Annotated in this window: 15 protein-coding genes; 2 read left to right on the plus strand and 13 right to left on the minus strand. The window is 68.5% G+C overall.

The features are described from left to right. Nucleotides 1–2: 2 nt before the first annotated feature. From AncyloWKF20_RS10790 to AncyloWKF20_RS10805, 4 genes are read right to left on the minus strand one after another with little or no spacing between them, the layout of a single operon-like run. Entirely contained in the window at nt 3–1,001 is a 999-nt protein-coding gene (locus AncyloWKF20_RS10790) for an NrtA/SsuA/CpmA family ABC transporter substrate-binding protein (RefSeq protein WP_279314074.1), read from the minus strand. A gap of 18 nt (nt 1,002–1,019) precedes the next feature. Then, nucleotides 1,020–1,745 carry an ABC transporter ATP-binding protein gene (locus tag AncyloWKF20_RS10795; protein ID WP_279314075.1) on the minus strand — a complete coding sequence of 242 codons (726 nt, stop codon included), beginning with the start codon at nt 1,743–1,745 and terminating at the stop codon, nt 1,020–1,022. After that, the gene (locus tag AncyloWKF20_RS10800; RefSeq protein ID WP_279314077.1) at nt 1,742–2,584 is read right to left on the minus strand and encodes an ABC transporter permease subunit; all 843 of its coding nucleotides are present in this window, start codon (nt 2,582–2,584) and stop codon (nt 1,742–1,744) included. Before AncyloWKF20_RS10800 ends, AncyloWKF20_RS10795 begins: the two co-directional genes overlap by 4 nt. Nucleotides 2,585–2,613: 29 nt before the next feature. Then, entirely contained in the window at nt 2,614–3,696 is a 1,083-nt protein-coding gene (locus AncyloWKF20_RS10805) for an LLM class flavin-dependent oxidoreductase (RefSeq protein ID WP_279314078.1), read from the minus strand. 142 nt (nt 3,697–3,838) lie between these two features. Between AncyloWKF20_RS10805 and AncyloWKF20_RS10810 the strand changes: the two genes are divergently transcribed. Together AncyloWKF20_RS10810 and AncyloWKF20_RS10815 are read left to right on the plus strand one after the other, a co-directional pair. Next, nucleotides 3,839–4,366 carry an L-2-amino-thiazoline-4-carboxylic acid hydrolase gene (locus tag AncyloWKF20_RS10810; protein WP_279314079.1) on the plus strand — a complete coding sequence of 176 codons (528 nt, stop codon included), beginning with the start codon at nt 3,839–3,841 and terminating at the stop codon, nt 4,364–4,366. A 35-nt stretch (nt 4,367–4,401) separates the two neighbouring features. Further along, nucleotides 4,402–5,727, plus strand: a complete 1,326-nt coding sequence (locus AncyloWKF20_RS10815; RefSeq protein ID WP_279314080.1) for an LLM class flavin-dependent oxidoreductase — start codon at nt 4,402–4,404, stop codon at nt 5,725–5,727. Between the two features lie 80 nt (nt 5,728–5,807). Here the strand turns inward: AncyloWKF20_RS10815 and AncyloWKF20_RS10820 are convergent, their stop codons facing one another. From AncyloWKF20_RS10820 to AncyloWKF20_RS10860, 9 genes are all read right to left on the minus strand, one after another. Further along, a complete protein-coding gene (locus tag AncyloWKF20_RS10820) occupies nt 5,808–6,986 on the minus strand; it encodes a hypothetical protein (RefSeq protein WP_279314081.1) in 1,179 nt (392 codons plus the stop codon). Next, nucleotides 6,980–7,612, minus strand: coding sequence for a hypothetical protein (locus AncyloWKF20_RS10825; protein ID WP_279314082.1), 633 nt, complete (start codon nt 7,610–7,612; stop codon nt 6,980–6,982). The genes AncyloWKF20_RS10820 and AncyloWKF20_RS10825 overlap by 7 nt, the downstream gene beginning before the upstream one ends. After that, entirely contained in the window at nt 7,609–8,493 is an 885-nt protein-coding gene (locus AncyloWKF20_RS10830) for a VWA domain-containing protein (RefSeq protein ID WP_279314083.1), read from the minus strand. Before AncyloWKF20_RS10830 ends, AncyloWKF20_RS10825 begins: the two co-directional genes overlap by 4 nt. Further along, nucleotides 8,490–9,440, minus strand: a complete 951-nt coding sequence (locus tag AncyloWKF20_RS10835; protein ID WP_279317942.1) for a VWA domain-containing protein — start codon at nt 9,438–9,440, stop codon at nt 8,490–8,492. The genes AncyloWKF20_RS10830 and AncyloWKF20_RS10835 overlap by 4 nt, the downstream gene beginning before the upstream one ends. Continuing rightward, nucleotides 9,440–9,781: a hypothetical protein gene (locus AncyloWKF20_RS10840; protein ID WP_279314084.1), complete on the minus strand. Its 342-nt coding sequence runs from the start codon at nt 9,779–9,781 to the stop codon at nt 9,440–9,442. Before AncyloWKF20_RS10840 ends, AncyloWKF20_RS10835 begins: the two co-directional genes overlap by 1 nt. After that, entirely contained in the window at nt 9,768–10,460 is a 693-nt protein-coding gene (locus AncyloWKF20_RS10845) for a DUF58 domain-containing protein (RefSeq protein ID WP_279314085.1), read from the minus strand. Before AncyloWKF20_RS10845 ends, AncyloWKF20_RS10840 begins: the two co-directional genes overlap by 14 nt. 140 nt (nt 10,461–10,600) lie before the next feature. Continuing rightward, nucleotides 10,601–11,551 carry a MoxR family ATPase gene (locus tag AncyloWKF20_RS10850; RefSeq protein ID WP_279314086.1) on the minus strand — a complete coding sequence of 317 codons (951 nt, stop codon included), beginning with the start codon at nt 11,549–11,551 and terminating at the stop codon, nt 10,601–10,603. 101 nt (nt 11,552–11,652) lie between these two features. Next, nucleotides 11,653–12,975, minus strand: coding sequence for a histidine kinase (locus tag AncyloWKF20_RS10855; protein WP_279314087.1), 1,323 nt, complete (start codon nt 12,973–12,975; stop codon nt 11,653–11,655). Further along, nucleotides 12,975–13,805, minus strand: a complete 831-nt coding sequence (locus tag AncyloWKF20_RS10860; protein ID WP_347710374.1) for a response regulator transcription factor — start codon at nt 13,803–13,805, stop codon at nt 12,975–12,977. The genes AncyloWKF20_RS10855 and AncyloWKF20_RS10860 overlap by 1 nt, the downstream gene beginning before the upstream one ends. Nucleotides 13,806–13,815 lie beyond the last annotated feature (10 nt).

A 13,815-nucleotide genomic window follows, 5' to 3' on the forward strand; every position in this document is an offset into this window, starting at 1 on the left:
CCTCACACCACCGCCACGTAATCGGTAACCTTCACCTTCTCCGGCAGCACCTTGCGCTCGCTCAGCCAATCGGCGGCCGTCTGAAACTTGGCGAGGAATCCTTCGTCGGTGACCGAGTAGGGCGTGTATTTGCGGTTGAGCGATATGAAGTGGTCGCGCACCGCCTCGGGATATTTGAGACCCTTGAAGGCGATGGTCTCGGCCTCGACATTGTTGGCGTTCGCCCACTGCGCTTCCGCGACAATGGCCGCGTTGAAGGCGCGCACGAGGTCGGGGTTCTCCTCGGCGAACTTGCGGCGCGTAATGTAGGTGTTGAAGTCGATCTGGAACGGCAGGTCGCGCTCCTCCAGGAAGATGTCCTGGGCGTCATATTCAATGCGGGCGATGTCGACGCCGGGGCTCCACATCGACCAGGCGTCAACCTTGCCCGCTGCCAGGGCCGGGGCCGCATCGGGCGGATTCAGATAGACGAAGTTGACCTTGGAGCGGTCGATATTGTGTTTCTCAAGCGCGGCAACCACGAGGAATTCACCCAGCCCCGAGCGGTTCACCGCCACGGACTTGCCAATGAGATCCTCGACCTTCGAGATACCCGAGCTCTTCTTGGCGATGATCGCGGTCGTGCGCGGCTCATAGATGAAGAACTGGGTGAAGACGAGCGGCGAGCCGGCGAGGATCGCCGCCAAGGCCGGCGTGGTGCTGCCGCCGAAGGCGTAATCGGCGGTTCCGCCGGTCACGGCTTGCAGGGTCGGCGCGTGGTTCGGGAAAGGTCCGACCCACTCCACCTTGATGCCCTGGTCGGCCAACCGCTTCTCCAGCGCCCCATGCTCCTTGGCGAGATAACTCAGGCCAAAATAGCCCCAGGTCAGGCGCAGCGTATCGGTGGTACGCCCGCTCGCCGAGAGTGCCGGGCCCGTCCCGGTCAGGCCCACAGCTGCGGCACCGGCCAGCGAGGCCGCCAGGAAGGTGCGCCGCGAGGGTGTGAGAATGTCGTTCGACATGAGAGAGTTCCTTTGCAATCAATCAGATGAGGGGACGTTGCCGGCGACGACGACACCGAGTTCGCGCAGGAGTTCGGCGCGCACGGCGGCGTCGTGCTCGGGCGTGGGTCTGTGTTCGGCAGCGATGACGCCGTCGCGCATGACCAGGATGCGATCGCCGAGGCGGATCGCCTCATCGACGTCATGGGTGACCAGAAGCACGCCGGGCTGGTGGCGGGCGACGAGATCCTTGACCAGGCCGTGCATGCGCAGCCGGGTAAGGGCATCAAGGGCCGCGAAGGGCTCGTCGAGCAGCAGCAGCTTGGGCTCCTGCACCAGCGCGCGGGCCAGCGCCACGCGCTGCGCCTGGCCGCCCGAGAGATTACGGGGCCAGTCGTCGAGCCTGTCTCCCAGCCCGACCTCTCCCAGCGCCGCGGCGGCACGGGCCCGGTTGTCGGAGCTGTGCAGGCCGAGAGTGACGTTGCGCCACAGCGTCTCCCACGGCAGCAGCCTGTGCTCCTGAAAGACGACAGCGGGGCGACCGGGAACTTCGATGGTTCCGCCCTGCACCGGATCGAGCCCCGCCAAGGCCCGCAGCAAGGTGGTCTTGCCACAGCCGCTCTCGCCGAGCAGCACGACGAACTCGCCCTCGCCGATCACCAGGTTGAGGCGGTCGATAACGGTTCTGTCGCCATAGGCGCGGCGCAGGTTCGACACCACCACCGCGTTCTTCTGGAATGCCGATAGGCGCGACTGCACGGTCATCGCCCGGCTCCATAGTTGGGATGCCATTTGAGCAAGCGCCGTTCGAGCAGTCGGGCGAGGCTATCGGCGCCGACGCCGATCAGCGCGTAGATGATGACGGTCAGCACGATAACGTCGGTGCGCAGGAACTCGCGGGCGTCGAGCGCGAGGAAGCCCAGTCCGGCCTGCGCCCCGATCGTTTCAGCGACGACCAGAGCAAGCCAGGCGGTGGCCAGCGAGAAGCGCACCCCGGTGAGGATCGAGGGCAACGCACCGGGCAGGATGATGCGGGAGATCAGCTCCCAATTGGAGAGCCCCTGCACGCGGCCGAGTTCGACCAGCTTGGGATCGACCTGCCTTATGCCCAGCGTGGTGTTGACATAGATGGGAAAGGCAACGCCGAGGGCGACCAGAAAGATCTTCTGACCCTCGCCGACGCCGAGCCAGACGATGACCAGCGGCAGCACCGCCAGGAAGGGGATCGCCCGCACCATCTGCACGCTGCGGTCGATGAAGGCCTCGGCAAGACGCGAGAAGCCGACCAGCGTACCGAGCGCGAAGCCGATCCCGCCCCCAATGGCGAAGCCGATCGCGGCGCGCAGCAGGCTGACCGACAGATCGTGCAGCAGCGTCCCCGACACCGTCAGCTTGTACGCGGTGAGAGCAACCTTGCTGGGCGCCGGCAGAAGATGGGGCTCGATCCATCCGAGGCGCGCGAGCGCCTCCCAGATGATGAGCAGCAGCACGGGCACCAGCCATGAAATGGCGATGAGGCCGTTCTGCCCCAGCCGGGGCCCCCGGGAGGGAGCGGACGAATAGGTCCGGCCCTCGGCGGCAGCGAATTGGGTTGTTAGGCTCATGCCGTGCTCTTTCTCGTCGGGCGGCGGGTTCAGACGGTGGAGAGGGCGGGCGACGCGGCAACCTGGCCGGCCGCGCGCACGCGCGGCACGACCTCCGCCGCGAAACGCCGCATTTCGGCGCGCAGGGGCTGGAACTGCAGCATGAAGAGTTCGATGCCGGCCTTGTGGAAGGCGAGGATGCGTTCGCTCACCTGATCGTAGGAGCCGACCAAGCCGGCCGCCGTGCCGCCATTGGTGCCGACGCGCACGGACTTCGCCATGGTCTGGAACATGACCGTCTTCGGATCGGCATTCCGGCGCTGCAGGGCGTGGACATCGGCATCCTGCGCGGCGAGATCGACCAGCCGCGCATAGGCATCGTGCGCCTCGCTCTCGGTCGCGCGGGCGATGACAAAGGCGGAGAGCCCGAAACGCAACGGCGCACCCTGGCGCGGACGGCGGCGCAGATCCGCGATGAGTGCCGTGACGTCGGCAAGCGGCTGCCCATTGATGAACCACACATCGCCATGGTCGGCGGCCAGTGACCGGGCGGGCTCGGATTCGCCGCCGATATAGATCAAGGGTCGGGCGCGATGCAGATCGCGCGGCGTCAGCTTGTAGTCGGTGATGGAGAAATGCTGGCCGCGATGGGTCACGCTCTCGCCGGCAATCAGCCGGGAGACGACCGATATCCATTCCCGGCCATACTCGTAGCGGGCATCGTGTTCGCCGAACGGAATGCCGGCCTTCTCGAATTCAATGCGGTTCCAGGCGTTGATCAGATTGATGCCGAACCGGCCCTTGCTGATGTTCTCGATCTGCAACGCCATCTTGGCGAGAAAGACCGGGTGGAAGATGAACGGCTTCACGGCCGCGATGATCTCGATCCGGCGGGTCAGCGCCGCCAGGGCGGCCGCCGCGGTCCACGTCTCCAGCTGGTCGTGATCCGGGAGGTGAGGATTGACGGTGTGCTGGGCGATCAGCGTGGAATGAAAGCCGAGTTGCTCGGCTTCGAGGATCACCGCCTGATTGTGCTCCCACGAGGCATCGAAAGGCTCGTCGGGATCATTGAGGGCCGCGCGCGGCCCGTGCACCGGTGCCCATACGCCGAACCTGATAGCCGTCGACGTCATATGCGCGGACCCTGGCCTTAAAATCTAATAATCTATCTACTATATATGTTTTAGACCCGTATCGTGTCAAACCGGCCGATGACGTACAGAGGGTCAGCGCAAGGCGGGGCCGCGCCGGATGGCCCCATGATCGGTTGAGACCATGAGCGAAGAGACGACCGGCGTCGCCACGTCCGATCCGACAAAGGGTGAGATCGGCATATTGGAGCGGCGGCGCATCGAGGCCGCGATCATCGCTCCCCTCTATGAGCAGATGCGCGAGGAGATCGGCGAGGAGAAGGCCCAGGCCATTCTCGAGCGTACGATCCGGGCCGCCGCCATCGCCGCCGCAAAGGGCTTTGCCGAGCGAACGCCCGGTGGAACCAGCCTGTCGACCTTCCGCGATCTGCAGGCGCTCTGGACCAAGGACGACGCACTGACCATCGAGGTGCTCGTCGCGACCGACCAGCAGTTCGACTACAACGTCCACCGCTGCCGCTACGCGGAAGCCTATGAAGAGATGGGGCTCGGACACATCGGCCATCTCCTGTCGTGCAATCGCGACAGCGTGTTCTGCCAGGGCTACGACCCGCGCATCCAGCTCGAGCGAACCCAGACCATCATGGGCGGCGCCAGCCATTGCGATTTCCGCTACCGGCTGGTCGACGAGACCGAAGGCGGCACCCCGTAGACGGCCACCGTCACCTTCCCGGACGGGCAATCCTCATGGCTTCGCGACAACTTCATCTCGGCGCTTTCATGCGTCCCACCAGCCTTCACACCGGCGCGTGGCGCTATCCGGGCGCCTTCCCGGACTCCAACTTCAACCTTGCCCATCTGCGATATTTCGCGCGGCGGCTCGAGGAGGCGAAGTTCGATGCCTTCTTCATGGCCGACCATCTGGCGGTGCTCAACATGCCGTTAGAAGCGCTCAAGCGCAGCCATACCGTCACCTCCTTCGAGCCGTCCACCCTGCTGTCCAATCTCGCGGCGGCCACGGAACGCATCGGCCTGGTCGCCACCGTCTCGACCACTTTCGAGGCGCCCTATCACGTGGCAAGGCGCTTCGCTTCGCTCGACCATCTCAGCGGCGGACGGGCCGGCTGGAACATCGTCACCACGTCCAATCCCGATGCGGCGCTGAATTTCGGCCTCGAGACGCATATGGAACACGACGAGCGCTATGTGCGCGCCCGCGAGTTCTACGACGTGGTCACCGGGCTGTGGGACAGCTTCGCCGACGATGCCTTCGCCCGCGACGTGGATTCCGGGCTCTATTTCGATCCCGAGCGGATGCACGCCCTCGATCACAAGGGCCCCTATTTCTCCGTCCGTGGACCGCTCAACATCGCTCGTCCCGTGCAGGGCTGGCCGGTCATTGTCCAGGCCGGTGCGTCGGAGGCGGGGCGCCAGTTCGCGGCCGAAACCGCGGAAGTGATCTTCTCGGCGACACGGGATCTTGCCACGGGCCGCGCCTTCTATGCCGACGTGAAGCAGCGGCTCGACCGGTTGGGCCGCCCGCGCGAGCACCTGAAGATCCTACCGGGGGCCTTCGTGGTGCTTGGCAACACGGTGGAGGAAGCGCGGGACAAGCGGGCACAGCTCGACAGCCTGGTGCATTATGACAGCGCGATCGCGGCACTCTCCATCGCCCTCGGCCATGACGCCTCGGGTTTCGACCCGGATGCACCACTGCCGGACATACCGGAGACCAATGCCAGCCGAAGCGCCCGCGAGCGCGCCATTGATCTCGCCCGACAGGAGAACCTCACCGTCCGCCAGCTCGCCCAACGCCTCGGTGGGTATGCGGGGCTGGCCTTCGTCGGCACACCCGCCTCGGTCGCCGACGCCATGCAGGAATGGCTGGAAAGCGATGGCTGTGACGGGTTCAACATCATGTTCCCCTTCCTGCCAGCTGGGCTTGACGACGTGGTGGACAAGCTGGTGCCGGAGCTCCAGCGACGGGGCATCTTCCGGCGCGACTACGCCGGCACCACGCTGCGCGAGCATCTCGGCCTGCCGCGTCCGACAAATCGGTTCTTCCCCTCCTGAGGAGGCTCGGCGCCGCCACGGACGGCCGCGCCTCGCCGCCTTGGGTATCGCGTGTTCTTGATAACCGGCCTCTGCGGCCTTTAGGCGCCACGGTCGACGCGCTGACGGAAAAGGGCGCTTACGCCGGCGCACCGGTCATAGCCTCCTTCCCCGGCATTTCGTCCATAAAGCGCGGCGTCCAACGCGGCTGTCTCGCACCCGCTCACCGGCAGGCCGAGGTCACGGCGGCGGCGGAGATAGACTTCGGCGGCGCGGCGAAGGGCGAAGAGGTCACCGGTGTGGGCCGCACGTTTGATCCGTCGCAGTGTCGGATCGAAGGGAGACAGGCGTTGGAGCGCGCGCCGAATATCCGCCCTTCGCCGCGGTGCCAGCCCGCAGACGCAGAGGCCAAGCCCGGTCAGTATCCCGAAGACTAGCGTCATCGCACCAAATGCGGCAGCCGATGTGGGCAGCCGCGCGGTACCGCTCCGGTTGTCGTGGAAGCTGGCATAGCCGAAGGGAAGCGCGGGTATTTCCGCTGTTCGCATCTCCCGGCTCACCGTGTCGAACCACGCGATGGTGACGGGTGGCAGCACACCGGGCTCGCCGGTCTTGGGGCGCAGATGCCATTCCCAGACCAGCGTCGTCACCGGGCCCGCGAGCGTCGGCAGCATTTCGCGCTGCTCCGGTGCGGCGAAGCTGATCAGCCACGGCTCGCGAAGGACAGGGCGCGGCGGCAGCCTATGCGGCAGGGCGCCATCCGCTTTCAGCGTGACACGACGGACCAAGGTCTCGCCGTCGCGCAGCGCGCCCGGCGCGGCCGACAAAGTGTCCTCGACCGTGAGGCTTTGGGCGGAAAGCGGCGTGCCCTCGCCGGGGTAGGGCGCGACGGCGAGGCTGACGGGCGGCGCTGTCACGTCGAGGGGCGCGCGCAGGTTCTTCTCATCGACCACGGTGAGACGATGCGTCACCGGGCCAATCTCCAGCGTTCCGCTATGCCGAGGGAACACAGCGAGCTGCCGCTCAAACACCCGGACGGTGCGCCCTCCGATTTCCTCGTCGCGCCACCGGTCACGGGCGAGCTGCATCCAGTCGTAATCATCCGAACCGGGAAAGGTCAGCGTCTCCAGCGCAATCCGGCTGGTGTATTCGCCCCTCAGCGTCACCGGGATCATCTCGCCGACGACCGGGCGCGCACCCTCCGGCAGCAGAAGACGCAGGCCGTCCCCATAGGCGTTACCGGCGATCAGAAGCAGGAACAGGCTGGCCCACCTCACCATCTCTCGCCCTCCTCGGGCCGCAGTAGGCCGAGCCCGGCCCGCCGCTCATATTCCTTGCGCAGACGCAGCCGCAGGAATTCGCCGGGGTCGTCGGCCAGAGTCTCGAGCCACGCATCCGAGGCCGCGAAGCCACGGGCCTCGATCGGCTTCTTCCAAGTGGGATCGGGCGTGCCGGCTATGACCGGCCCGTCCGTCGGCGCGCCGGGGACGAGACCGCCGGCGCCCGGCAGCCGGCCCGGCACGGCGGATTCGCCCGTGGTCTTCGACACCATCGCGTCGACCAGATCGCGAGCCCGGCGCGCCTCGTCATCCGACGGGTTGGCGAAGAGGACGGCGTCGAAATAGGCGACCGAGAGCGCATGTCGTCCCGTGGCGGCCAGCGTCAGCGCGCGATTGAAGGTCTGGCTGCGTCCCGCCTCGGCAAAAGCGGCATCCGCTACGGCGTAGTCGCCCGCCCGGTACAGGGCGAGCCCTCGTGCCGCCGGGTCGTCCAGCATGCGCGCGGCCACGCCGGGTGCGCCGCCGCGCAGCAGAAGGCGCCCCCAGGCGGCCGGGCCGGCCACAAGCACGCAGGCGAGGCCAACGACCGCCACGAAAGCGAGACGCTGGCGCATGGCCGGCTTCATGCGCGCCTCCGGAACAGGCCAAGCAGCGGCAGCCCCGCCAGCGCCGCGAGATAGGGGCCGAGATCGCGAAAGGCCAAGGTTGAGAGTGCCGGATCCCGCTCCAGAGTGCCCCGCTGCGAGAGGCGGCGCAGAACGGCGTCGGGGGCGCGGGCAGGAGCGGCGAGGCTTCCCAGCGCTTCAAGAGCCGCCGCATCGGCGGAGCCGCCGGCGCCTCCGGTCAAGGTGAGAACGGAAAGCCGTACGCCGTCGCCGGCCAGGCGTTCCGCCTCCGCCTGGGCGGCACCGTCGACACCGCCCCCGTCGGAAATCAGCACGAGATCGGCGTCCGGGCTTGCCCGCAGCATGTGCCGCGCCAGCGCCAGCGCACTGGCGGGGCGGCTGCCACCGTCCGGCATCGTGTCGCGGGCGAGCACGGCGATCTGACTCTCCAGTGTCGCGGGGTCGGCCGTGGGCGCGGCCACCTCATAGGCCTCGCCGGAATAGAGCAGCATCCCGACCGGCCGACCGGCGGCTGCCGTCAAAATACTGGCGGCAGCCGCCTGCGCGTCGGCAAGGGCCGGGCCTTCGGCGACAGATGGCGACATGTCGAGGGCGATGAGAACCGCTCCGCTGCCCGCAAGCACGGGCGCATCCGCACGCGGCACGGCGGGACCGCACAGGCCAAGGCAGAGCAGTGCCGCCGGTGCGAGCAGGGCGAGGCCCTGCCGCCGGCCCCCTCCCCTTATGTGCCCCAGCACGCGCATGGCCTCCAACATCCCTGGTGGCATCACTCGTTCCCAGCCGCCGGCGGTGGTGCCGCGCCGCCACTGCCACAGCGCAAGGGCGACAAGCAGCGGTACGGCAAGCAGCCACCAGGGACGCAACAGGACGAGCTCGCTCATCGACGCCTCCACGCGGCGAGCAGCACCACCAGCGCCAGCGCCGCGCCCCCGGGCCACATCCAGAGCGGACGCCAGTAGCGCAGCGGCGGGCGCTTCATCGGGTTCGGCTCAAGCTGATCCAGCGTCGCCGCCATGGCTTCGAGATCCGCCAGGCTGCGCACCCGGAAACTGGTGCCACCCCCGACCGCGGCGATCTCCCGCAAGGCAACGGCGTCCACCGCATCGCGCGCGGTGGGCTGGTCCTCGATATCCTCGGGGCCAAGCGCAATGGTGTGGACCCTCACCCCATGGCTGGCCGAAAGGCGCGCGACGTCCGTCGCCTGAACCTTGCCGGACGTATCCACCCCGTCCGAGAGTAGAACCACGACCTTTGTGGTGGCGTCGCTCCCCATGATCCGCCGCGTTGCCAGCCCCAGCCCGTCCGCTATGGCGGTGGAGCGGCCGGAAATGCCGATCTGGGCGACCTCGATGGCCCGGGCCACGGACGCGACATCGAAGGTCGGCGGCTGCGCGACATAGGCCCGGTCGCCGAAGATCACGAGCCCGATCCGATCACCCTGCCTCGCCACGACGAAGCGGGCGGCGACGCGCTTCACCGCCTCCAGCCGCGAGAGCGGCTTGCCGTCGAGAACGAAGTCCTCCTTCAGCATGCTGCCGGAGAGGTCGAGGGCCAGCAGGATCTCGCGTCCCGACGCGGTGACCAGCTCGCGCGTTGCCGCGATCTGCGGGCCGGCGAGTGCGACGACCAGCGACATCCACGCCGCAATGAGAACCGCGTGCCCGGCCCGGTCCCCGCCCGCACGCGCCGGCAGCGCCGCGGCAAACGCGCCGGGCGCGACGTGCAGCGCGGTTTCCTCCGGCGCCCGCGCCGTTGGAAGCAGGCGCGCAAGCAAGGGGAGCGGAAGCAGCAGCAGCGCCCAGGGAAAGGCGAGACTGACGACAGGCATCATCGCCGTGCCCGCCTCGCCTTGAGGGCGATGCGCTCGATGGCTTCCGGCGAGAGCGGCGGCGCACCGCCATAGGCCATGGCGCGCAGTTCCTCCGGCAGATGGCCGAGAAGACGGCCGATCGCCAGCACCCGCTCCTGCGGCGGCATCCCCCGGGTGGCGCGCAGAAGCGCGCGCCGCGAGGGACGGCGTGCGACGAACGGTGATGCCAGCAGCGACAGCAACGCGGCGACGAGCAGCCCGGCACCGAAAAGCAGCAGCAGGTCGGCGGCATTCACCTGCATCAGCGACGGCGGCAGGCGGCCTTCCGGCAAGGCCGCGATGAGCTCAGCCTGCGTCATGATCGACGACCTCCAGGCTGACATTTAGTCCACGGAGGCGCTGCCCCAGCGCCGCGCGGGCGAACGGCTGCAGCCGCGCGCGACAAGCGAGCGCTCCGGTCCGTATCGGCAGCGCATATTCGGGTGGCGCAGCCTCGATCCTGTCCAGCGGCAACAACACCCGGACCTGACGGCGGCGGGCGAGCCGGGCCAATGCCGGCTCGTCTTCCGGCGCGAGGCCCTCCGGCCCCGTGGCGATCAGTACCTCACCATCGGGTGGCGAGAGGCGCGCGGCACGCACGAGCGCCTCCTCCAGCGACGGCGCCCCGCCGCCACCTCCAAGCGCCTGATCGTGGCAGCTCGCGAGCATGTGGCTGATGCGGACCATCTGCGGGACGCCACCGGCCAGCGGGACGGCCGCCACGCCCTCCGCGTTGATACTGATCGCGGCCAGCGAAGCCCCTCGCAGCACGGCCTGCCATCCTCGCCGCGCCGCCAGCCGCGCCGCGCGCACCGAGCGCAGCGATGCCCCGGTGCCCCACAGCATCGGCGACCGGAAATCGACGATCAGCAACAGCGTGTCGTCCCGATCCTCATGAAAGGTGCGGATATGCGGAACGCCGGTACGGGCCGTGGCCGAAGGGTCGATACGGCGGGCGTCATCGCCCTCGGCAAAGGCGCGGATCTCCCGCAAATCCATTCCCGCGCCCGGCGCCCGCGTGGGAGCGGCACCCGGCCGACGTGACGCCGGTTGGGTTCGCCCGTTGCGTGGACCAACCTCGCGCAGCGCCAGCAACTCGCGGGCCTCCAGCCGAATGCCCGGCGCCTCCAGAGCGGGGCTCACCATGGCTCGACCAGGCGCAGGATATCGCGGACGAGCGAGCGCCCGCTGCGTCCCTCACCAATCGCCGACCAGCTCGGTATCAGCCGATGTGCCAGCGCGTCGGGCGCGAGGGCGATGACGTCTTCCGGCAGTACATAATCGCGTGCCCGGAGCCAGGCACGCGCCTGCGCGGCCACGGCCAGCGCCAGCGTGCCCCGCGGCGAGACGGGGTGCTCGACCCATTGAGCCACAGCGCCGCCGGGCCGGGACGCCATGACGAGCCGGACGATGAAGTCCTTCAACGCGGGCGCCAGATGCACCCGCGCCACTTCATCCTTCGCAGCGCGGAGGGCGTCGGCCGATAACGGGAGGACGACAGAGGCGGCCACTTCGATCCGCTCGGCAGAGACGAGATCGAGGATGGCGCGCTCCTGTTCGGCCTGCGGAAGGCCAAGCGAGAGATGGAGCAGGAACCGGTCCATCTGCGCTTCGGGAAGGGGGAAGGTTCCCTCATGCTCGATCGGGTTCTGCGTGGCGACGACCATGAAAGGGTCCGGCAGAGGCCGACTGACGCCGGCGCTCGTCACTTGACCTTCCGCCATGGCCTCGAGCAGCGCCGACTGAACCTTGGGCGGGGCGCGATTGATCTCATCGACCAGCACCAGCGCGTGGAACAGGGGACCGGGGATGAAGTCGAAGCCGCCGCTCTCGGGGCGGAACACCTGCGTCCCCGTGAGGTCCGAGGGCAGCAGGTCCGGCGTGCACTGGATCCGCGCATGGCTGCCGGGAAGGTGAGCGGCGAGCCGCTTGACCGCGCGCGTCTTGGCAATGCCCGGTGGCCCTTCGATCAGCACGTGCCCGCCGGCGAGAAGGGCGATCAGCAGCCGCTCCACCAGTTCTTCATGGCCGATCAGCCCGGCGGCGACGGCGGCGCCGAGCTGCGCAACCGGATGGCTCATCTCGTTCATGCGGCGGGCTTCCCGTGCCAGAGATCTCGCCGCGAGCATGGGATGGTCCGGCACGGGTCGCCAGAGACGGCTTCCCGTCCCACCCGGGAAGATCGCCCGGATCAGAGCGGCAGGCGGGCGACCGCGCGCATGCCATCTTCGGCCGGGGCGAGCTCAAAGCTGCCGCCCAGCGCGTCGACCCGCTCCCGGATGCCAAGCAGGCCGTAGCCGCTGCTGATCGCCCCGTCATGGCGGGGAGAGCCGTCATCGGCGGCGGTCAGCGTGATGGCGTCGCCGACCTCGATATGCAGCGCGATGTGGGTCGGGGAACCGTGGCGAACGGCGTTGGTCACGCATTCCTGCGCGATGCGGTAGAGGCTGAGGGCGAGGTCATCAGGCACGGCATCGACAGGCCCAGCGAATCTCAGCTCGAAACGTACAGCCGGCGCGCGCGCGCGCCAGTCGGCGACCATGCGCTCCAAGGCCGGGCGCAGGCCGAGATCATCAAGGTCCGGCGGCCGCAGCCGGGCGAGCTCGGCCCGGAGGCTGTCCATCATCTGGCCGGAGATCTCGGCGATGCGGGCCCCGTCCTGCGCCGTGCTTTCTCCCGATTGGGCAATCGCTGCCGCCATGGCGCGGGTCGCCGCGAGGCACTGGCCGAACTCGTCGTGCAGCTCACGCGCCAGCGCCCGCCGCTCATTCTCCTGCACCGAGAAAAGCCGCCGTGTCAGCTCGGCACGCACGGCCTGCGCCTCCTGCAACACCGCCGCCGTCTCGTTCAGGGCGCGGCTCAACCGGTCGAATTCCGCCACCTTGAGACGCGACAGTCGGGCGCTGAAGTCGCCCCGCTGCAAGCGCTCGATGCCGCGCAGCACGAGCCTGAACGGCGCCAGCAGGCGGATCATGAGCAGGCCGGTCAGGAGCGCGCCGCCGATCGCCATGCCGACGGCCACCCTCATCAGGTCGCCCGTGCGGGCCCAGGCGCGGGTGACGATGACGCCGGGGTCGGCAATGGCGGTCACATAGGCGTCCGAGACGTAGCGGGTGCGCACCGGGACGGCGACCGGCCCGGGCACCAAACCGACGCGCTCCGCCAGCCAGACGAACCAACCGGGAGGCGTGGGCGCCGCCAGATAGGGCCCGCAGCGTCGCTGTATTGGCTGGTCGCGGGGCCCAAGCTCGACGCAGATGCCCGGCGCGATCAAGCTCCAGGCGGGAAATTCCTGCCAGTCGCGGAACACCGGGGTCGGCGCCACGCCGCCGAAGGCGAGCCCCTCAAAACTGGGCCGGGCGGCGATGGCGTCGGAGACGAGAGTGGCCGTCGTCTGTGCGTCACGGCGCGCGGCATTCGCCGTATCCCACAGCACCCACCCCGCCGCGACGAGGACGGTCAGCAGCCCCGCGGCCAGCACCCGCATGACGAGCTGCGGGAGCAGGCCACGCATCACAGGGCGGGCACGAGGCCGGCGCGCTGCGCCTTGAGCACGAGGTCGGCATCGCCTGACGCGCCCAGCTTGGCCCGGATCTGCGACAGGTTGTTCTGAACCGTCTTTGACGAGAGGTTGAGGTCGCGGGCAATGGCACGTCCGTTCATGCCCCGCATGAGCATCAGAAGAATGTCCCGCTCGCGCGGGGTCAGGCCCGCGGCCGGGTCGTCCTCCACCACGGTGCGCGCGAATTCCTGCGCCACATCCGTGGACAGCGCGCGCCGCCCGCCCATCACCGTCGCGATGGCGCGGACGAGTTCGTCCGGCGGGCTGGACTTGGAGACGAAGCCACGCGCCCCGGCAGCCATCGCCCTCTGCGCGAAAACCGCGCCCTGATGCATGGAAACAATGATGATCCGCGCCTGGGGATCGTCGGCAAGGATCGACTCGACCGCTGAAAAGCCTCCCCCGCCCGGCATGGAGAGATCCATCAGCACAATATCGGGCCGGTGCTGAAGGAAAGCCGCCCGCGCTGCCTCGCCGTCGCCCGCCTCGGCCACCACCGAAAGCCCCGGCTGGCGTCCGAGCAGGCGGCGATAGCCCTCGCGCACAATCGGATGATCGTCGACCAGGAGAATTCGAATGAGGCCCATGGGCGGACGATAGCGCGAGCAGCCCAGGCGACCAATAGCCCCCACGCCAAGCGCCATCGGTCGATTTTGTAGCGAGACCAGATCAAAGCGACCGGTCCTGCACATCAACCCGTTGAATTCGTGCGGATTAAAGTCGGCACCGTCGCGGATGGAGGGACAGATGGACTTGGGGCACAGCAAATGGGGGCGTGTCACGAAGCTTCGG

It is taken from the genome of Ancylobacter sp. WKF20 (assembly GCF_029760895.1).
Taxonomy (GTDB): Bacteria; Pseudomonadota; Alphaproteobacteria; order Rhizobiales; family Xanthobacteraceae; genus Ancylobacter.